The sequence below is a fragment of the Pseudomonas sp. c313 genome (genome assembly GCF_055407145.1).
On record NZ_JBUZRD010000013.1, the window covers coordinates 32,686 to 54,298 of the forward strand.

Annotated in this window: 12 protein-coding genes; all 12 read left to right on the forward strand. The window is 59.3% G+C overall.

Going from position 1 to position 21,613, the window contains the following annotated elements:
* The first annotated feature begins 200 nt into the window (after nucleotides 1-200).
* The 12 genes from pgaA to ACZRKZ_RS24260 all read left to right on the forward strand — a co-directional run bounded on the left by pgaA (nucleotide 201) and on the right by ACZRKZ_RS24260 (nucleotide 21,584).
* On the forward strand, nucleotides 201-2,660 hold the full coding sequence (gene pgaA / locus ACZRKZ_RS24205; RefSeq protein ID WP_463982976.1) for a poly-beta-1,6 N-acetyl-D-glucosamine export porin PgaA: 2,460 nt from the start codon (nucleotides 201-203) through the stop codon (nucleotides 2,658-2,660).
* A 12-nt stretch (nucleotides 2,661-2,672) separates the two neighbouring features.
* Nucleotides 2,673-4,670, forward strand: coding sequence for a poly-beta-1,6-N-acetyl-D-glucosamine N-deacetylase PgaB (pgaB, locus tag ACZRKZ_RS24210; RefSeq protein ID WP_149414249.1), 1,998 nt, complete (start codon nucleotides 2,673-2,675; stop codon nucleotides 4,668-4,670).
* Nucleotides 4,671-4,673: 3 nt separating this feature from the next.
* Complete coding sequence (gene pgaC / locus ACZRKZ_RS24215) at nucleotides 4,674-6,020, forward strand: poly-beta-1,6-N-acetyl-D-glucosamine synthase (RefSeq protein ID WP_463982977.1); 1,347 nt, start codon at nucleotides 4,674-4,676, stop codon at nucleotides 6,018-6,020.
* Nucleotides 6,017-6,493 carry a poly-beta-1,6-N-acetyl-D-glucosamine biosynthesis protein PgaD gene (pgaD, locus tag ACZRKZ_RS24220; protein ID WP_133103613.1) on the forward strand — a complete coding sequence of 159 codons (477 nt, stop codon included), beginning with the start codon at nucleotides 6,017-6,019 and terminating at the stop codon, nucleotides 6,491-6,493. The genes pgaC and pgaD overlap by 4 nt, the downstream gene beginning before the upstream one ends.
* A 376-nt stretch (nucleotides 6,494-6,869) precedes the next feature.
* Nucleotides 6,870-8,591 carry a ShlB/FhaC/HecB family hemolysin secretion/activation protein gene (locus ACZRKZ_RS24225; protein ID WP_463982978.1) on the forward strand — a complete coding sequence of 574 codons (1,722 nt, stop codon included), beginning with the start codon at nucleotides 6,870-6,872 and terminating at the stop codon, nucleotides 8,589-8,591.
* Nucleotides 8,592-8,622: 31 nt separating this feature from the next.
* Nucleotides 8,623-17,136, forward strand: coding sequence for a two-partner secretion domain-containing protein (locus ACZRKZ_RS24230; protein WP_463982979.1), 8,514 nt, complete (start codon nucleotides 8,623-8,625; stop codon nucleotides 17,134-17,136).
* A gap of 6 nt (nucleotides 17,137-17,142) precedes the next feature.
* Nucleotides 17,143-17,601: an SMI1/KNR4 family protein gene (locus tag ACZRKZ_RS24235; protein ID WP_463982980.1), complete on the forward strand. Its 459-nt coding sequence runs from the start codon at nucleotides 17,143-17,145 to the stop codon at nucleotides 17,599-17,601.
* Between the two features lie 551 nt (nucleotides 17,602-18,152).
* Entirely contained in the window at nucleotides 18,153-18,668 is a 516-nt protein-coding gene (locus tag ACZRKZ_RS24240) for a hypothetical protein (protein WP_463982981.1), read from the forward strand.
* Between the two features lie 153 nt (nucleotides 18,669-18,821).
* A complete protein-coding gene (locus ACZRKZ_RS24245; RefSeq protein WP_463982982.1) occupies nucleotides 18,822-19,271 on the forward strand; it encodes an SMI1/KNR4 family protein in 450 nt (149 codons plus the stop codon).
* 298 nt (nucleotides 19,272-19,569) lie between these two features.
* Entirely contained in the window at nucleotides 19,570-20,097 is a 528-nt protein-coding gene (locus ACZRKZ_RS24250) for a transposase (RefSeq protein WP_463982983.1), read from the forward strand.
* A gap of 183 nt (nucleotides 20,098-20,280) precedes the next feature.
* Nucleotides 20,281-20,862: a hypothetical protein gene (locus ACZRKZ_RS24255; RefSeq protein ID WP_133103740.1), complete on the forward strand. Its 582-nt coding sequence runs from the start codon at nucleotides 20,281-20,283 to the stop codon at nucleotides 20,860-20,862.
* Nucleotides 20,863-20,903: 41 nt separating this feature from the next.
* On the forward strand, nucleotides 20,904-21,584 hold the full coding sequence (locus ACZRKZ_RS24260; RefSeq protein ID WP_149414241.1) for a CsgG/HfaB family protein: 681 nt from the start codon (nucleotides 20,904-20,906) through the stop codon (nucleotides 21,582-21,584).
* Nucleotides 21,585-21,613 lie beyond the last annotated feature (29 nt).

Sequence of the window (21,613 nt, forward strand, 5' to 3'; positions counted from 1 at the left end):
TGGTGAGCCCGCTCGCCACAGGGTGGTAAATTCTTGTAGGAAAATTCTGAACAATTGTTCTGAATTGACCTTTTTATACCCCCCCTCATGGATATTGCGCCCCAGGAAAGCTTGGCCGGGTCATCAGATACCGGTCGCCTGATGCGTGTTGTACAGGTGAATTTATCGCTACAGCTTTCCTTGGTAAGGAAGCTGACGACATGTCGCGTAATGCTCACCCCTCTATCCCAAGCCGATTGCGCCTGTTTATCCGGGTTGCCCTGTGCAGCCAGCTGCTATGGCCTGTCGTGGCGTCGGCCGATGCGGCCTATGACGCCCTGATTCATCAGGCCCGCTCGGGTAACTACACGCCCGCCCTCAACCTGCTGCGCCAATTGCCCGCCGAACGCCAGACGCCGGGGCAGGTCAGCGATCACCTGCTGATTGCCAGTTGGGCGCGTCAGGACGCCGAAGTGCTGACGGTCTACGAGGCCCAGGGGCGCAATCGCAACCTGACCACCCAAGCGCTCGCCACCGTCGCCCGTACCTACCGCAACCAGCAACGTTGGGCCCCGGCGATTGCAGTCTATCGCCAAGCGCTGGTGCGCGAACCGAACAACCCAGACCTTCAGTTGGGCCTGGCCTTGACCCTCGCCGATGCAGGTCAAACCGCCGAAGCCGTGGAGCGCGCCCGAGCCCTGGTGGCCGCCAAACCTGCGGACGTGGACCGGCGCCTGGCCCTCGGTTACGCCTTGTCCCGCGCAGGCTCACCTTTTGATGCGCTGTTCGAGTTCGACCAAGCCTTCATCCGCGCCGGCAACCGGCCCGAAGTCATTGGTGAATACCTCGTCGCCCTGCAACGCGCCCGCCTGCCGGAACCCGCCCTGCGCCTTGCCGCCCGGCACCCCGGGTTGCTCGACCCCGTCACCCAACGCCGCCTGGAAGGTGACCTAGCCGCCGAGCGCGTACGCCTGGCCGAGTTCGCGTCCCGCAGCGAAAAAGAGCGCTATGTCATCGCCGACCGCGCCCTCAAGGATTACGACCAACTGCTCGCCACCTGGACCCCGGACCCCAGCGCCCATGACGACGTGGTGCGCTGGCGCATCGACCGCCTGGGCGCCCTCAAGGCCCGCGCACGCACGGCCGAATTGATCTACGACTACCAGACCCTCACCAGTGAGGGCGTGCAATTGCCCACCTACGCCCTGCGCTGGGTCGCCGCCGCCTACCTCGACCAACGCCAGCCGGAAAAAGCTGCGCCGCTGTACCGTCAGGCCCTCGCGGCCAAGGACGCGGATGCTGGCGATCACGTTGAAGACAGCACTGCACTGTTCTACGCCCTGCTGGAAAACGATCAGGTCAACGAAGCCCGCACCGTCGCCGACAATCTCGCGAGCGCGCAAAAACCACGGGTAGAACTCAAGGGCCTGCCCACCGGCAATCCCAACGACGCCTGGATGGACGCCCAACAACTGGCGGCCCAGGCTGGCACCTATGGCGCCGACCTGCCAGCCAGTGAAAAAGGCCTGGAGGCGTTGGTGAAACAAGCCCCTGGCAACATCGGCCTGCGCCTGGCCCAGGCCGATATGTACCGCGCCCGCGACTGGCCACGGCGCGCCGAAAACGCCCTCAAGGAAACCGAAAACCAGGCCCCGTGTGACATCGGCCTGCAGGTCTCCCAAGGTCACACCGCCCTGGATTTGCAGGAGTGGCGCCAGCTCGATGCGCTGACCGATGATGTGGTCGCCCGCGCTCCGGACAACCGCCAGGTGCAGCGCCTCAAGCGCCTGCGTGAGGTTCACGACATGGCCGAGCTGCGGGTCGAGGCCTACACCGGCAAAAGTAACGGCGGCACGGTCGTCGGCAGCCGCGACTTCGGCATCGAAACCCTGCTCTACAGCCCGCCTATCGATGAGGATTGGCGCCTGTTCGGCGGCGTCGGCTACGCCACCGCCGACTTCGAGGAAGGCACCGGCCAGCACCGTTGGCAGCGCCTGGGCGTGGAGCGGCGCACCCGTGACATGACCCTCGAAGCTGAAGTCTCCAATCACTCCTACGGCTTTGGTTCCAAGCAAGGCGCCCGGCTGGCGATTGCACGGGATATCAATGACCACTGGCAATACGGCGGCAGCCTCGACTACCTCGCCGCCGCCACCCCGCTGCGGGCATTGAATGCCGACATCACCGCCAACGGCGGCAGCGGTTTTATCCGCTGGCGCGCCAACGAAAGCCGCGAATGGAAACTGGCCCTGAGCCCGTCCCATTTCAGCGACGGCAACAACCGCGTCGAAGCCCTGCTGACCGGGCGCGAAGGCGTCTACAGCTCGCCGGGTGTGCAAGTGGACCTGGGCCTTGAAGTCGGCACCAGCCGCAACAGCAAGCAAGGCGCGCCGTATTTCAACCCGCGCTCGGACTTCAGCGTGCTGCCCACGGTGAACGTCAACCACGTGCTCTATCACCGCTACGAGACCCAGTGGAGTCAGCAGTTCCAAGTCGGAGCGGGCACTTACAGCCAGCGGGATTATTCCACTGGTGGCGTCGGCTTGATCGGTTACGGCCAGCGTTTTCGCTGGAACGACGTACTGGAAACCGGCGCCAACCTCAGCTGGATCAGCCGACCTTATGACGGTGAGCGCGAAAGCGATTTGCGCCTGATCGTCGACCTCACATACCGCTTCTAGAAGAGTCCGATCATGTCCATTCTTTCCCGCTGCTGCCTGGTGTTGGGATTCGTGCTGAGCAGCGCTTGCGCCCAGCAACCCGCGCCCTTTACTCCACCCGCCGAACGGCCCAAGGCGGCCAACGAAGCGCCGTGGCCGAAAAACCATTTTCTCGGTATTGCCTACCACGATGTCGAGGACCGCGACCCCGATCAGGCGGTGGTGGCGGTGCGCACCGAGCGGTTGATCGAACAGTTGGCCTGGCTGCGGGAAAACGGCTACCAGCCAGTCTCCGTCGACCAGATCCTCGCGGCCCGAAAGGGCGGCCCGCAGCTGCCGCCCAAGGCCATCATGCTTAGTTTCGATGACGGCTACGCCAGCTTCTATACCCGCGTGATGCCGATCCTCAGGGCCTACAACTGGCACGCGCTGCTGGCGCCGGTGGGCACCTGGATCGACACGCCGTTAAACCAGCCGGTGGATTTCGCCGGCACGCCGCGCCCGCGTTCCGACTTCCTGACCTGGCAGCAGGTGCGCGAAGTGTCGCAATCGGGCCTGGTGGAAATCGCCGCCCACACCGACGCCAACCACAAGGGCGTGTTGGCCAATCCCCAGGGCAACCTGCAACCGGCGGCCACCACCCGCCGCTTTGATACAGCCACCGGTCGCTATGAAACCGAGGCACAGTTCCAGGCGCGGATGCGTACCGATGTGGCGGGTATTTCCAACAAGATCCGCGCTGTCACTGGCAAGGCCCCGCGTGTGTGGGTCTGGCCTTATGGCGCTCCGGATGGCACCACGTTGCGAGTGGTGGACGAGCAGGGCTATCAAATGGCCCTGACCCTGGAAGACGGCCTCGATAGCCTCGGCAACCTGATGAGCAGCCCGCGTTTCCTGGTGGCCTCGGACCCGGACGGCGAGCACTTTGCCAATGCCATCGTCAACGTTCAGACCCAGGCGCCGTTGCGCGTGCTGCATGTGGACCTGGACAACGTCTACGACCCCGACAAGGCACAAGAAGCGCGCAACCTCGACCAACTGGTCCAGCGCGTGGTGGACATGGGCGCTGACACGGTGTTCCTGCAAGCCTTCGCCGACCCCAAGGGCGACGGACTGGTGCATTCGCTGTATTTCCCCAACCGCCATTTGCCGGTGCGCGCCGACCTGTTCAACCGCGTCGCCTGGCAGTTGCACACCCGCGCCCATGCCAGGGTGTTTGCCTGGATGCCGGTGCTCAGCTTCGCCCTTGATGCGAAGCTGCCTCGCGTCACCCGCTGGGACCCGCAGACCGGCAAGGTTGGCCAGGACCCGGACCAATACCAGCGCCTGTCGCCGTTTGATCCCAAGGTGCGGCAGATCATTGGCGAGATTTACGAAGACCTGGCCCGCATCAATGCCATCGACGGCGTGCTGTTCCACGATGATGCGGTGCTCTCCGATTTTGAAGACGCCAGCCCCGCCGCCCTCAAGGCCTATGCCGCCAACGGCCTGCCAGACAGTATTGAAGCCTTGCGTGCCGACCCTGCGGTGATGCAGCGCTGGACCCGCTTCAAGAGCCGATACCTGATCGATTTCACCCACGAGTTGACCGCCAAGGTCCGCAAACTTCGCGGTTCGCAAGTGCAGACCGCACGCAATATTTTCGCCGAGCCAATGCTTAACCCTGGCAGCGAAGCCTGGTTTGCCCAGAACCTCGATGACTTCCTCCAGAGCTACGACTGGACCGCGCCCATGGCTATGCCGCTGATGGAAGGCCAGAGCCTTGAAGACTCCAACGCCTGGCTGGAAAAGCTGGTGGCCACCGTCAAGGTCCGCCCCGGTGCCCTGCAACGCACGGTCTTCGAGTTGCAAGCCAAGGACTGGCGCACCGCCGCCGCGCCTGATCTTTCCGGCGCGCAAATGGCCGAGTGGATGGGCGTGCTCAAGCGCCAGGGCGTCACCAGTTTTGGCTACTACCCCGACAACTTCCTGGAGAACTCGCCGGACCTGAACACCGTGCGTCCGGCCCTTTCCAACCAGTGGAATCCTTGACCCATGTTCGACAGAATCCTGGCTTTACTCGTCTTGTCCCTGGTGTTGGGCGTGCCCCTGGGCCTGATCTTTCTGGTCACCGGGCAGTTCCTGATGGACTTCGTGTTTTTTTACCCACTGTTCATGTCCGGGCTGTGGATCGCCGGTGGCCTGTACTTCTGGCTGCACTGGGAGCGCCACTGGCCGTGGGCCGATGACACCCCGGCGCCGGTGCTGGCGGGCAACCCGCTGATCTCGATCCTGATCCCTTGCTACAACGAAGGCGACAACGCCGCCGACACCATTGGCGCCGCGCTGGCCCAGCAGTACCCGAACATCGAAGTAATCGCCATCAACGACGGCTCCAGCGATAACACCGCCGCCGTGCTCGATGCCCTGGCGTTGCGGGAGCCGCGCCTGCGAGTGCTGCACCTGGCGCAAAACCAGGGCAAGGCGGTTGCCCTGCGCATGGGCGCGGTGGCGGCTCGCAGCGAGTACCTGGTGTGCATCGACGGTGATGCCTTGCTCGACCGCAATGCGGCGGCCTACCTGGTGGCGCCGATGCTCGACAACCCGCGATTGGGTGCGGTCACCGGCAACCCGCGCATCCGCACGCGCTCTACATTGATCGGCCGGGTGCAGGTGGGCGAGTTCTCCTCGATCATCGGTTTGATCAAGCGTACCCAGCGGGTGTTCGGGCGGATCTTCACCGTCTCCGGCGTGGTGGTGGCGTTCCGTCGTGCGGCCCTGGACCGGGTCGACTACTGGAGCACCGACATGATTACCGAAGACATCGACGTCAGCTGGAAGCTGCAACTGGACCACTGTAGCATCTTCTACGAACCCCGCGCCCTGTGCTGGATTCTGATGCCGGAAACCCTCGGCGGCTTGTGGAAGCAGCGCCTGCGCTGGGCTCAGGGTGGCGCCGAAGTACTGTTCAAAAATATCCGTGGCATCTGGCAATGGCGCCATCGCTACCTGTGGCCGTTGCTGTTCGAGTACTGCCTGTCCACCGGTTGGGCCTTCACTTTTCTGCTGTCGGTGATCTTTTGGGGCGTGGGCAAAATTGTTCCGTTGCCGCAAGCGATTGCCGTGGATTCGTTGATGCCACCGGCCTTCACCGGTTTGCTGCTGGCGGTGGTGTGCCTGGTGCAGTTCGCCGTGAGCATCATGATCGACCGCCGTTATGAGCGCGGCCTGTGGAAAACCCTGTTCTGGACCGTCTGGTACCCGCTGGTGTTCTGGCTGGTCAGCCTGTTCACCACGCTGGTGAGTTTCCCCAAAGTGCTGTTCCGCCAACACCAGAAGCGCGCGCGCTGGGTCAGTCCGGATCGCGGAATCAAAGCCCCCCACAAGGAAGTGCAGCCATGAACCTGATTCGAACCTCTCAGCGCCCGGTGATGTGGGCAATCGATGTATTCCTGACCCTGATGGCCTGGGCCGGGTTGATTATTCTGTTGGTACGCGGGTTGGTGCCGATGCTGGAAACCCACGGCGGCCCGCGCCTGGATGCGCCGATTTTCGCGGCCTTGAATACCTTGCAGATTTACCTGTGGATTGCGGTATTTAACGCGGTGCTGCTGATCAGTTGGGCACGTTATCAACAACGCCGGGGCAAGCGTTTTGCCCAGCGCAGAGCTGCCGGCAAGGCCCTGAGTGATAAAGGCTTGAGCGAAAGTTTCAGCCTGGCCGAGGGCGAGTTGGAACAACTGCGCCGGCCGGGGGTGTTGGTGATTCATAACGACCAGGACGGTGGGGTGCGGGAAGTGACCGCTCATGTGTCCCGTGAGGTGGAGCGGGTGGGGTTGAAGCTGGTGCGGGGGCGGGTCAAGGAAGTGGGCTAAATACAGCCTCTGTTGATGATCGTTGCCACGCTCCGCGTCCCACAGAGTGTGGCAACGATCAACATTCAAATATGGGATCCAATTCACAAAAGGCTCGTGAACTTTTCCTCTCTTCTGGCTACTAATCAATCTCGGCGCAAGGTTGGTGGCTAACTAGTGGCAACTCTCTAGAGCCTTGACGAGACCTGCATCAAAACTGTTACCGCTTGTCGGAATAAAAATTCCAAATACAAGTTGGTAATCGTTAATTGATTTTTTAGTTGTTTTTAATCAAGGACTTATTAACTTATTAATTATCGAATCCAACTAAGCCAGATTCTTGGCCGTCCTGGAGTTCGATGGTAGTTTGCCGCCCTTGTTTTTCGATGGATCGAACATGTCTTCGTTATTGCCTCGGATTCGGTATCTGCTGTGTATCTCGCTGCTTGCCTGCCTTGTTTTGAACAGCGCGGTTGCCGCACCCACGCCAGGGGATCAAGACCTGATCCGCGACCGGCAAAATCGCCTGCTGGAAGAACAGCGCCGGCGCCTTGAAGAACTCAAGGAACTGCCCGGTAAAGAAGCCAAGCCCGTTGTGCCCGCCGCTCCGGTGGACAGCCGCTGCTTTCCCATCAAGGACATCGAACTCAAGGGCGCCGACAGTCTGTCCGCCACTGACCGCGTGCGTCTGCTCAAACCCTATATTGGCCAGTGCCTGGGCGTCACCCAGCTCAACGGGCTGCTCAAGGTCATCACCGACTATTACATCGACAAGGGCATGGTCACCAGCCGCGCCTACTTGCCGCAGCAGGACCTGTCCAGCGGCCACCTGAGCGTGCTGGTGGTCGAGGGCAAGCTCGAAGGCATGAAGGGTGCCCAGGGCAGCAACCTGTCCGAACGCGAACTGGCCATGGCTTTTCCCGGCAAAGTCGGAGAGCAGCTCAACCTGCGGGAAATCGAGCAGTTGGTGGACCAGTTGAACCGCCTGCCGTCGAAACAGGCGCAGATGGAACTGGCCCCTGGCAGCGAGGTAGGCGGTAGCGAAGTGCTGGTGAAAAATGCCCCGCAAAAGCCCTGGCGCGCCAGCTTGTCGCGCAACAACGACGGGCAGAAAAGCACCGGCGAACAGCAGTGGGGCGCTGGCCTCGAGTGGGACAGCCCGCTGGGCCTGGCTGACCAACTGGTACTGCGCGGCGGCCACGATGCCGTCAGCGACCACCAGAAAACCTCGAAAAACACCATGCTCTACTACAACGTGCCGTGGGGCTGGTGGAACTTCAGCTACACCTACAGCGAGAGTGATTACCGCACTTACGGCGTGACCAACGACTACAAGTTCAAGCAGAACGGCGACAACGAGAACCACCAATTGCGCGCCGAGCGGGTGATCCATCGTGACGACGTGAGCAAGACGTCGGTGAACGTCGGCTTGTCGCACCTGCGCACCAACAACTATATCCTCGACATCCGCACCGAGCCCAGCAGTAACCGCCTCAGCGAACTGCAGCTGGGCATCAACCACGGCCGGCGTATCGGCAACTCGTTCGTCAACCTCGACCTGGGCATGCAAAACGGCATCGGCGCCTTCGATGCTCAAGCCAACGAAGAGCGTGACGCGTACGGCAATCGCCAGCCCAACGCGCGCTACCGCAAATACACCGCCACCGTCAGCTACTTGCAGCCGTTCACGCTGTGGGGCGAGTCGTTCAGTTTCTCCAGCCTGGCCACCGGCCAACGCAGTGAAGACATCTTGTTCAGCCCCCAGCGCATGAGCCTCGGCGGTTCGGCCTCGGTACGCGGTTTTAAAGACCAGCAGCTCACCGGCGACAGCGGCGGCTACTGGCGCAACGACGTGCGCTGGGCTCGCCCGGTGACCTGGGACTGGATGCGCCCGGCCTTTGCCGAATACGGCGCAAGCGTCGGCTACGACCAGGGCGTGATCAGCAACGACCGCTACAACGGTGAAGTGCATGGCCGGGTCTCGAGCAACTCCCTGGAGCTGTTCGCCCGCGGCAAATACGTCAGCACCAGCGTGACCTTTGCCCATTCTCTGGAACGCCCGGCAGTGATGAGCGAGCGCGAAGCGCCGATCTACTTCCGCATGGATTTCTTCCTGTAATTCAACGCCCCGTTACATCGAGAATATGACAATGGATGTTCGCCACTTTGCCTTCCTGGCTCGCCAGCCTTCTTCTGCACTGAAAAGCCGCGACTCGTTCTGGGGCCTACCCAAGCGCGGCCTGGCGCTGATCCTGGCCAACGCGTTGTTCTGGCAGCCGCTGCTGGCCCAGGCCGAAGGCATTGTGGTCAGTGGGCCAGGCACCACCGTCGGCCAGGCCGGCAATGGCGTACCAGTGGTGAACATCGCCACTCCCAATGGCAGCGGCTTGTCCCATAACCAATTCAAGGACTACAACGTCGGCCCCAACGGCGTGATCCTCAACAACGCCAGCGGCCCCGTGACGAACACCCAGCTGGGTGGCTACATCGTCGGCAACCCCAACCTCAAGGGCGGCGCGGCCAGCGTCATCCTCAACGAAGTCAACGGCGGCAGCCCCAGCCAATTACGCGGCTACACCGAAGTGGCGGGCCAGTCGGCCAAGGTCATCGTCGCCAACCCGTACGGTGTTACGTGCAGCGGTTGCGGCTTCATCAACACCCCCAACGTGACCCTGACCACCGGCAAACCGGTGCTCGACGCGAGCGGCCAGTTGCAGCGCTACCAGGTTGACGGCGGTGCCGTGACCATCGACGGCCAGGGCCTGAATGCCAGTAACGTCGACCGCTTCGAGATCATCACCCGCTCGGCCAAGATCAATGCGCAGATCAACGCACGCGAATTGACCGTGATCGCCGGGCGTAACGACGTCGATGCCAAAAGCCTGAAAGCCACCGCGCGCGCCGATGACGGTAGCGCCAAGCCCGAGCTGGCCATCGACTCCTCGGCATTGGGCGGCATGTACGCCGGTGCGATCAAACTGGTGGGCACCGAAGCCGGTGTGGGCGTGAAGCTCGACGGCACGCTGGCCGCCAGCGGCGGAGACATCCAGCTGGATGCCAATGGGCACCTGAGCATGGCGCAGACGGCGGCCACCGGTAACCTCAAGGTCACCGCGCAGAACGTGAACCTGTCCGACAAGGTCTACGCCACCGGCAATGTTCAGGTGAGCAGTGCTGAAGAACTGGTCAACCAAAAGAGCCTGGCCGCGGGCCAGCGCATCGAACTCAACGCGATCAAGGTCACCAACCCGGGCATCATCGAAGCGGGCGTACAGGTAGATAACAGCCGCAATGCCACGGGCGACGTGGTGGTTAACGCGCAGACCGTGAACACCAGCGGCAACCTGCTGGCCAGCCGCGCCTTGGCGATTACCGCCGCCCAGGCGCTGACCAACCAGGGCAGCATCATCCAGGGCAAAACTGTCAGCGTCAGCACCGCCAAGCTGACCAACCAAGGCGCCACCGCCCGTGTGTACGGCGAGCAAAGCCTGGCGATCAGCGCACCGGCCATCGTCAATCTGGGCGGGTTGATTCGCTTCGGCGAAGGCCAGGCCGCTACCCTCGACAGCGCCACTTTGGACAACCGCCAAGGCCGCATCCAGGTCGCGGGCGGCAGCTTGACGCTCAACAGCGGCGCGCTGAATAACAACGGTGGGCAGATTGTCGCCGACGCCGTGACAGTGAACGCCGCCAGCCTCGACAACAGCGCCAAGGGCTTGATCAGTGCCGAGAAAGGCGCGCTCAACCTCACTGTCACCAACGCCTTCAACAACAGCCAGGGTCATGCCCAGGCCGGCACTGACTTGAACCTCACCGCCGGTGACGTCGCCAACCAGGACGGCAAGCTGGTGGGTGGGCAGATCACCGCTACCCTCGGCAGCCTCAGCAACAACGACGCAGGTGTACTCAGCGCGGATGCCGGCAAGTTGACCTTGACCGTCGCCCAACAGTTGAACAACGCCAAAGGTCATTTGCAGGCCGCTCAAGGCGACATCGAACTGCACGCCGCGAGCCTGGATAACCAGGGCGGCGCCATCATCGGCAAGCAGTTGCTGCTGGATGCTCGAAGCGGGCAGATCGACAACCGCGCCGGGCGTATCGTCGGTGACCAACTGGACGTGCGCGCCGGCAGCCTCGACAACCGCAATGCCGGGCTGTTGGCCGGTGGTGTGCCGGGTGTGAGCGTGGTGCTGGGCGACCAATTGCTTAACACCCAGGGCCGTATTCAAAGTGAGGGTGACCTGCTGCTGACCGGCAAGCGCCTGGGCAACAGCGCCGGGATCCTGTTGGGCAAGGCCCTCACTGTCACCGCGCAAGACCTCGACAACAGCAGCAAGGGTGCGCTGGTCAGCAATGACGGCGACATCACCCTCAACATCAGCAACCTGCTGACCAACACCAACGGCGTGATCGACGCTGCCGAGCGCAGTGTGCTGGTCAAGGCCTTGACCACCCTCAACAACCAGGGCGGTACATTGCGGGGCAAGCGCCTGGATATCGCGGCGCAAACCCTCAACAACGACCAGGGCCAGCTCTTGGCCGGCAACCAGGGCGTGAGCTACCGTGGCCAGGACCTGAGCAACCGCCAGGGCATGATTCTTAGTGGTGGTGCGGCGGTCGACCTGACGCTGGGCACCTTGAACAACCAGGGCGGCACCGTGCAGGGTGACAGCCTGACGGTCACCGCCGACAGCGTCGACAACAGCCACGACGGCACCAAGGCCGGCGCGATGACCGCCTTGAAGAGCGACCTGCAACTGATGGTCGAGGCCTTGACCAACCGTGGCGGCAAACTGTTCGGCAAGGAGCACGTCACCGTCTCCGGCGCCACACTGGACAACAGCGCCAACGGCCAGATCAGCGGCAATCAGATCAGCCTGACCTCGCGTACCCAACTGACCAACCAGGGCGGCCTGATTGAGTCCAACCAGGGCCTGACCTTCAATGGCGGCAACCTCGACAACAGCGCGGGCGGCCAACTACGGGCGATGGAAGGCGCCAGCAGCACGCTGACGGTCACCGACCAACTGAATAACCAGAACGGCATTCTTGAATTCGGCAGCCAGGCCTTCAGCCTCAACGCCGGGCATTTGAATAACCAGGCCGGGCAACTGCAGCACGCCGGCGCCGGCGTGTTCAGCCTCAACACCACCAGCCTCACCGGCAGCCAGGGCAGCATCAATGGCCTGGGCACCGCCGACTGGTCGTTTGGCCGGGTCGATGGCCTCGGCCGCGTGCAACTCAATGAAGCCTTGCAGTACACCAGCACCCAGGGCCTGAGCCTCAAGGCCGGCGACCGCTTGGCCAGCGCCAAGGGTCTGACCCTGGATGTCGCCAGCCTGGATAACGCGGGCGAGTTGCTCAGCGACGGTGACCTGAGCGTCACCCTGACCGGCGACATGACCAACAGCGGCCGCCTTTCGGCCCAGCAAAAACTGAGCGTGGTCGCCAACAACCTCAGCCAGAACGGCGGGCGCCTGGCCGGCGGCACCACCACCCGGATCACCCTGGGCGGTACGCTGGATAACCTCGGCTACCTCACCGCACGCCAGCAACTCGACATTGCCGCCGCACAAATCAACAACCGCGGCACCCTCGGTTCACAAGGCAGCGTCAACCTGAGCGCCAGCAATGGCATCAGCAATAGCGCGGACACGCTGCTGTTCAGCGGCGGTGATCTGACCCTGCGCGGGAACAGCTTCAGCAACCTGTACGGCGACGTCTACAGCAAGGGCAACCTGAGTTTCGCGGCGCTCGACGGCGGCATGGCGGCGAGCTTCAGCAACCTTTCCGGTACGGTTGAAAGCGAAGGCAATATCGGCATCAGTGCGCGGAATGTGGAAAACGCCAAGGCTGAATTCGAGTTGGGCCAGACCGTCACCACTGGCAGCCTCAATTGGCAGTGCGGCCAGCACTGCGGCGGGCACGACTCGTTCAAACGCGGTCAAATCACCATCAACCAGACCTTCCTTGAATCCGCGATCAAAGACTCGGCCGCTGCGCGCCTGGTAGCGGGCAAAGACCTGCTGGTCCAGGGCGACAACGTCCAGAACCGCTATAGCCTGCTGGCGGCCAATGGCAACCTGAGCATCACCGCCAACGACCTGCTCAACCAGGGCGCCGCGACCCGCACCGGGCAGAACACCATCGTCATCGGCACCCCGGAGCGCATCGACACCGGTGAGTGGGACCGGATGGAATACATCGACGTACCCGCCTTCAACGCAGCGGTGGCAGCGGGTAATTTCGATAAAGCACGCTTTGAGGTTCTCAAGGCCCGGTCCAGCGACTGGCGCTTCTCCGAACAAAGCAACGTCACCACCTGGACCGACAACGGCGGCCCGGGCTACACCGCGACGATACAGGCTGGTGGCGCGGTCAACCTCAACGTTGCTCGTACCCTGCAAAATGGCACGTTGCACACAAACACCCTGGAGCAACTGACCGGCACCCTCGGTGACGACCAGACCGGCATCCCCGTCGGCGGCATCAATATCAACCTGAGCAAGCACGTCAACGACGCCACGGCCCAGGCGCCGAGCAGCGTATTGCCGGTGACCAGCATCGCGCCCGACGGCCGCTACGTACCTGTGGATTACACCGGCGAGTCCTTCACCCCGGTCGACCCCACCACCGCGCCCGGCTTCCAGTTGCCCAAGGGCGACTACGGCCTGTTCATCAAGAATGCCGACCCTACCAGCCACTACCTGATCGAGACCAATTCGAACCTCACCACCCTGGCGGGCTTCTTCAGCTCCGACTACATGCTCGACAAGCTCGGCTATAACCCCGACAACGCCTGGCGTCGCCTGGGTGACGGGCAATACGAGTCACGGCTGATCCGCGATGCCGTGCTGGCGCAAACCGGGCAACGCTTCCTCGCCGGTGGACTGACCAGCGACTACGACCAGTTCCGCTACCTGATGGACAACGCCCTGGCCAGCAAGGACGCCTTGCGCCTGAGCGTCGGCGTGTCCCTCACCGACCAGCAAGTCGGCGCCCTGACCCACGACATCGTGTGGATGGAAAACCGCGTGGTCGACGGCCAGACCGTCCTCGTGCCCGTGCTCTACCTGGCCCAGGCCGACTCCCGCAACGTGCGCGGCAACAGCCTGATCCAGGGCCGCGACCTCAACCTGATGACCGGCGGCGACCTGATCAACGTCGGCACCCTGCGCGCCAGCAACAACCTCTCGGTGACCAGCAAGGGCAGCATCTACACCGGCGGCCTGATCGAGGCCGGCAAAAACCTCAGCCTGCTGGCCCAGGACAGCATCCGCAATTCCATGGCCGGCGAGATACGCGGCAACCAGGTCAGCCTCACCACCCTGAAGGGCGACATCACCAACGACACCACCGCCATCCAGGTACGCGACGGCGCCGGCATGCGCACCCTCACCGACACCAGCGCCGGCACCATCGTCGCCCGCGAAAACCTCGCCATCGACGCTGGCCGCGACCTCAACAACCACGGTGCACTCACCGCCGGCGGCGATGCCGACCTGAAAGCCGGGCGCGACCTCAACCTGATTGCCGTCAGCGACACCAGTGAGATCCACGCCTTCAGCGACGGCGGGCACAAATCCAGCATCACCACCGACGTGAAAAACCAAGCGGCCACGGTCACGGCCGGTGGCAACCTGAGCATGGTGGGGGGGCAAGACGTCAACATCATCGGCAGCAACGCCACCGCGGGTAAGGACCTGAACATTCAGGCCGGGCGCGATTTCAACGTGGCCTCTGTCAGCGATGTGCACAACGTCGAGGGCAAGGAAAAACACGGCAAGAAACGCATCAAGACGGCGGATGAGCAGACCACGCAGTTAGCCAGTGTGCTGACGGCGGGCAGGGACTTTACGAGCCAGGCCGGGCGCGACACCACGCTGGTGGCGAGCAAGATCAGTGCGGGGAATGAGGCTTACCTGTATAGCGGCGATAAGTTGAATTTGCTGGCGGCTGAGAACAGCACGCATACGTTGTATGACATGAAGGAGAACGGTGGGTGGGGCGCGAAGAAAACCAAGCGCGATGAAGTCACCCGCGTCACCAACGTCGGCACTGAGATCAAGACCGGCGGTGACCTGACATTGGCCAGTGGCGGCGACCAGCTGTATCAGCGGGCCAAGCTCAGCAGTGGCAACGATCTGACGATTGCCAGCGGCGGCGCGGTGACGTTTGAAGCGGTCAAGGACCTGCATCAAGAGAGCCACGAGAAGAGTAAGAGCGACCTGGCGTGGACCAGCGCCAAGGGTAAAGGCAATACCGACGAGACGCTGCGCCAGAGTGAGTTGATGGCGCAGGGGCAGTTGGCGATTAAGGCCGTTGATGGCTTGAAGATTGATATCAAGCAGATCGATCAGAACACAGTCAGCCAGACGATTGATGTGATGGTGAAAGCAGATCCACAGTTGGCTTGGTTGAAAGAAGCCGAGAAGCGTGGGGATGTGGATTGGCGGCATGTGAAGGAACTGCACGACTCCTTCAAATACAGCCATTCCAGCCTTGGCCAAGGTGCAATGCTGGCGATCATCATTGTCGTCACCGTATTGACGGCAGGTGCTGCCAGTGCACTCGCGGCATCAGCTGGCAGCGCTGTGGGTGCGGGGTCGACTATGGCTGCTGCGACGGCGGCTACAGCTGCAACGTCTACGACGGCGGCAGTTGCGGGTACGGCAGCAGGTCTAGGAAACATCATCGCCACCGCGTCTTTGACCTCTCTTGCCAGCACCGGCGTGGTGAGCACGATAAACAACAAGGGCAACCTGGGCGCGGCTTTAAAGGAAACCTTTAGCAGCGACAGCATGAAGCAATCGCTGATCGCTGGCGCCTCAGCAGGCTTCGTGAATTACGCCAGTGGCAATTGGTTCGGCGCACAAAGCGACCCTGTGACCAACAAAGTGAGCGGTCCCAGCGTAGTGCCTCACTGGAACGACCCGGCCGCTATTGGGCGTTTCGGAACGATCCAATTGGCGGGCGGAGCCGTGCGCGGAACGCTTTCTGAAGCGCTTGGGCAAGGCAGCTTCAAGGATGCCATGAAGGGCAGCCTTTTCGATGTACTGCAGGCGACCGCGTTCACAGGCGTAGGTGATTTTGGCAATGCCTTCAAACTTCAAGACAGTGGCCTGAGTAAAACAGCACTGCACGCCGTTGTGGGCGGGTTGCTTTCGGAAGCAATGGGCGGTGACTTCAAAACGGGGGCGATTGCTGCGGGCGCTAATGAGGCGCTTATTGTGGCGTTGGATAAGTCGCCTCTGCTCAGTAGCAGTGATCCAGCAGAGCATGATCGACTGGTCAATGCGGCGTCCAAGCTGGTGGGTTTACTTGCTGCGGCCAGTGTTAATGGCGATGTCGCCATGGGCTCTGAAATCGCTGGGAATGCACAATCGTACAACCGGAAATTGCACGTCCAAGAAGAGAAAAGATTGGCTCAGGAGGCCAAGAGTCTAGATGCCACAAAGAAAAGCCGATCTGGCTTTGAGTGGGACGCTCTCCTGACGTTTGTTGCGGGAGGTGAAGTCGATCAGAAAACCAACAATGAGCTCCAAGGAGTTCTTGCCCGCTACAGCCCTACCAACCCTGAGGGGCAGGCATTGGGTGACGACCTGAGTGTTGCGCGGGAAGTGATCACTAAGCTGCAAAACGAGAAAGTCCTTCTGACCTGGGCAGATGGTAGCCCGATTGTCGCGAACGGGGCTCAGGTCGTTGCGTTCAAGTCTACAGACAAGCAGTACACAGACTCGCGGCTATTCAATCCTTCGAGTAACACCACCTACAACAATGAACCCGGTGGTATGGGGGTCGTGCCTGATGCGTGGGCCGAGCAATACGGAGAGGGTACGGCTATCAGGAAGCTCCCTGAAATCGCCGCGCTCAGTTCTGACGCCATTTCCCAAGCAGAGCAAATAGACCGACTACGTGTATTGGTGGGCGGCGGCATCAATTCAAATATCGATCTAAAGCTCCTTGCTGAGCTTATGCCTATCGGTGGAGTGGGTAAGGGAACACTCTTAAACGCGATCAAAGAGTTGGCTGCGCGGGATGTATTGGCGGTCAAAGGTACGGAGGCTATTGCAGGGAAGGCGGCGGAAACGGTTGCTGGTAAAGGTCTCGAGTCTGTTGGTGCAAAAGGGCCAGGTTCTGCTGGTACGGGCACGATGGCGGGTAGTAATGTTGCAAGTACAACGCCTAAAGCTGATATTTTTTGGAATAAAACAACAGTTCTAGATAGGACTGTTTATCAACGTAACGACCTCTTTGACCCAGAGGCCCTATCGACCTGGAGAGTACGAGGTAAAACTGTTGAAGGCTCAAACCTTGAGAGGATGGCCTCGGGTCGAGCACCAATTGGGTATGATGGGAAATCAGTTGAGTTACATCATCTCTCGCAAACTGAAGTTAATGGATTCGCTGGTACTCGTGGTTCACTTGCAGAAGTTGGTTCTGTTTTCCATAGCCAGAATAGCAGTGTTCTTCATGTCCCATCCAATGCCGCTCAAAGCTTTAGGTATACTCGTTACAAAGACTCTGCAGAATACAGAAACCCTACGACTGATTATGTTTCAGTTCCTACGGATTTGAATGCAAAAACATTGACAAAGCAGGCTAAAGAGTTTAATTCTTATCAGTCGGAGTATTGGAAGTTGCGGGCTCGGAGCGGGGAGTAATTAGGCGTGGATTATTCGAGAATCATTAATCTTATTAAAGAGTCAGATTTCGTTGAGTTTGCTGATTATGGTGACGGGATTGCTGATGAGTGGATTTATAAAGCTGAAGCTCGTCTTGGGTTGAAGTTGCCTGATAGCTATAAATGGTGGCTGAAGTGTTATTCTGGCGGGGAAATATCTGGGGAGGAGATTTATAGTATCTACGAAATGGATTTTGATAGTGTAAGGGGGGGTGATATCGTTTATATGTCAATCGTTAACGGTCGAAATGGGTTGTGTGGGAAGGAGAGGCTATTTATCTGCGAACCGCCGGGTGCAGGGGAATCATTTTATTTTGCCACGGACGATGGTCTTAATGATGGGGAGTATCCTGTTTATAGGCTTGAACTTTCTGATAAAACTTCTAGTTTGTATGCGAAGAACTTTATCGATTTCTTAGAAAAAAGAATAATTTCTTTCAGTTGAATAATGATTCTGCGTTTAAAAAAAGGTTGAGAAAGGCTAGGTGCAAAAGGGCCTGCGACGGGACTGCTGTCTGGTGAAACCAAGGTAGTGGGGAGCGGAACACCGGCTGCGAATGATGCGAATTTTATAGCAACATCCACATCCGGATGGACGAAAATCTCGGGTGATGCTCGCGCGGTGGTCCGGGACGTCGAGTACCATTCAGGTGTGCCGATGCCCTCTAATCAGCGCACGAAACTTGCGGATGAGTTACGTCAGGTTGATCATACTTATGTTGCGCCGAGAAGTGACTATCAGGCCCTACAGCGTCAATACAATAGCCAGCGGAATAATCTTAAACGTGAGTGGGAGTTGAATACTGGTTTGGCATGGCCAAAAACTGCGAGTGGTGTGGATTTTCAGGCGCACCATGTGATACCACAGCAGTACGGTGGACCTAACCAATGGTGGAATTTGCATCCGGTTCCGGGTGGAAGTGCTCACCAAGGTGGTGTCCATGCCCCAGCTAGTCCAACTACAACAGCGTTTCCGCAGCACCCTCCGAGGCTACCATGAACATGTACGAAAATTTAGAAGCCTTTAATGCGATGGGATGTGCGCTATTGGAGCGGCTGACGCCTGTTTCTTCAGGTGAAGTAAGTATGATGCGACAGCAGTGGCCGGCGGCTCCCACCGAGTACTTTGCTTTTATGCAGGAACGGGGGCACGGTGAGATCAAGGAGGACGACTGCGCGCTGCCGCTTTTGACGATTCAACCGATGCTGCTTTCTGCTGCGGCTGACTACTTCGGTGATGATGGAATTTATAAAGACGGGCCTTATGAAGCGGGCGCGAAGGGCGAGGTGTGGCTGTTCGGCTGGGATAGCGCCGGGACTGCTTTCGGTTTCGACAGCGGAGACAACTGGCGTTTGTTGGAAATAGACAATATGCGTTGGGTCACGCGACTTGACTTATCCTTTTGTCAGTTCGTCGAAGGGCTGTTGGTTTGTTATCCACAGCGGCCAGTGAGCTTTGCGAATGGAGTTTGGCGCGACTCGGGAGATGTTTATTACAACGTTCCGGTATAGGCGCTACAGCCTGGCGAACCTAAAGAAAATAGGGGTCAGACCACGTTTTAAGGCTGGCAGAGTTGCTCTTTAAAAACATAGAAGAATAGTGGTCTGACCCCTATTTCCCCACAGGGCTCAAGGGCCAGCGGAAAAAATATTTGGTAAGTGATTATGAAAAATAAAGAAGAGTTAAAAGCGTTGGTTGAAGCTGTAACGTCCTCAAAAGAGTACGAGGGCAATTACGGCTATCGCATAACAGGCACGAGTGCGACGTTAAGCAATGTTGATGAATCAGATCGACAGCAGGCCCCGGCTGACTATCTGGAGTTTCTTGCTGAGTTTGGTTTCGGCGAATTAGATGCGGCATTTCATCTCGATGATGGCCCGGAGAAGTATTCAACTTTATGTGGTCGAGAAGTTGAGGGCTATGAGGGCTTTTATGTGTTCGGTGGGAATTCGAGTGATGTGCTATATGCTTTCGACGCAAAAAATAATTGGCAGATCGTACAGATTAGCTCTGAGTTGGATGAGGTTGATGTGTTAGCGTCAAGTTTTTCTGATTTTATCTTGGAGCGGTTGAAGTACGTCAAGTCGTTAGTTGAAAGACGTGCGGCGGGCTGATTGTTAGCGTTGCATTTTTAGGGGTGCAAAAGCGACTGCTATTCCACGCACGCCACTAGCTGGTCCTACTGAAAATTGGAAAACCTTTGTTAATGCTGAAAAGCAGATTCAACTGGAAGCAGGTGCTGGGCAGTGTGGAAATAGGGGTCAGACCACGATTGGGGAAAACGAGGTCAGACCACGATTTTTCTGGAGGTAGATTTTTTGTTGGTTGGTTGTTATAGGAAATAGGGGTCAGACCACGGTTTTCTAATTAAAGTATTAATAGTGGTCTGACCCCTATTTCTCTGCGTGGTGCTTGATGACCAATCATGTTCACATTCTGTTGACCCCTAGCTGCTCTGAGGGGACTGCTTTATTGATGAAGGGGTTGGGGCAGCGATATGTTCAGTATATAAATCGCACCTACCAAAGAACTGGCACCCTCTGGGAAGGACGTTTTCGTTCTTGTGTAGTGCAACAAGAGAGCTACTTACTTTCCTGTTATCGCTACATTGAGCTGAACCCAGTTAGGGCGGGAATGGTGAAGCACCCGGCAGACTATCACTGGACGAGTTATAGGGTGAACGCGTTGGGCGAATCGTCCAATCTTGTAACGCAGCATCCTATTTATAACGAGCTAGGTCCCGATCCCCTAGGCCGCGCCAAGGGATATCAGGAGCTTTTTAAGAGTCAGCTTTCTTCAGATTTTATTGATCAAATACGAACATCTAAAAATGGAAATTATGTTCTGGGCGGGGCTAGGTTTGCATCACAGATTTCACACGCCTTGGGTAAACGAGTTGTCCGAGGGTTGGCGGGACGTCCAAAGAAAATTGTTTGTTAGTTGTGTAATCGTAGTCTGACCCTTATTTACTTGCCCTGCGGCCTTGAAGCTTGCGCCGCGAGCCGTGCGTTGCCGTTGGGCGGTGAGAGTTCCCAGCGCACCGAAACCGCTTGAGTACCGCGATCAACCCCGTAAAATGCCGCGGCTATAGCAACATGCTACCTTTCAGGGACGAATCAAAACATGCGTGTTTTTGCTTTTCTCCTGGCCATCTGCCTGATGGCCGGTTGCGCCTCCAAGCCTGCTTACTACATCTCCCCGGCGCCGGTCACCATTCCCAAGACGGCTACCTATTGGCTCGACACCTTCAACGTTGAGGTGAGGGGCGAGAGTAAGCACTTCATGCCTGATGACAAGGTCCGCCAGGAACTCGGCGTCGATCTGGTCAATCGCTTGCTTAACGCCAAGCGTTACGCCGCCAGTAAGCAAACCGCCGATTATTTGCTGGACGTGGATATCGTCTATGTGCGCCATATCATCGACTCCAACGGTGGGCTGTCCAACCTGGTGGTCAGCGACGGCACCATCCTGCAAAGCATCGATTTCGGCTACAAGGTCAAGGTCAAGAAAGCTGATACCGAGGTGCTTCACTTCGCCCAGAACCGGCCCGGCCTGGTACCCAACAACTGGCGGGGCCAGCCACAGCAATGGAAGACCATTGGCGGCATTATCACCAACACCGGTAATTCCAGTGTCGAGCGATATTTCACTGGCGGGCTGAGCGACTACATCCTTGATGACCTGCGCGATATTCCGTCCCGCTAGCGTTACCTGCTGCACCCGATTTCTCACTCTAGGAGCACCCCGTGAAAACACTGTCCAAAATCCTGCTGTCGGGCTTCACCGCCGCAGCGCTGCTGACCGTGGCCGGTTGTGCCACGGAGAGCAACCGCGCGATGCCGGTGGAACAAGTCGCCAGCGCCAACATCGCCTATTCCGGCGTGCGCGTGCCGATTGCCGTGGGCAAGTTCGATAACCGCTCCAGCTACATGCGCGGCATCTTCTCCGACGGCGTTGACCGCCTCGGTGGCCAGGCCAAGACCATCCTGATCACCCACCTGCAGCAGACCAACCGCTTCAGCGTGCTGGACCGCGACAACATGGGTGAAATCTCCCAGGAAGCCGCGATCAAAGGCACCGTGCAAAAGCTCAAGGGCGCTGACTACGTGGTGACCGGCGATGTAACCGAGTTCGGCCGCAAAGAGACCGGCGACCGCCAGCTGTTCGGCATCCTCGGCCGTGGCAAGACCCAAGTGGCCTACGCCAAAGTCGCGTTGAACATCGTCAACATCAGTACCTCCGAAGTGGTGTATTCCACCCAGGGCGCCGGTGAATACGCGCTGTCCAACCGTGAAGTGATCGGCTTCGGCGGCACCGCCAGCTACGACTCCACCCTCAATGGCAAGGTCCTCGACCTGGCCATGCGCGAAGCGATCAATCGTCTGGTAGACGGCATCAACGCCGGCGCCTGGAACCCACGCAACTGATCAGCAGATTTACAAGGAGTCGTACACGG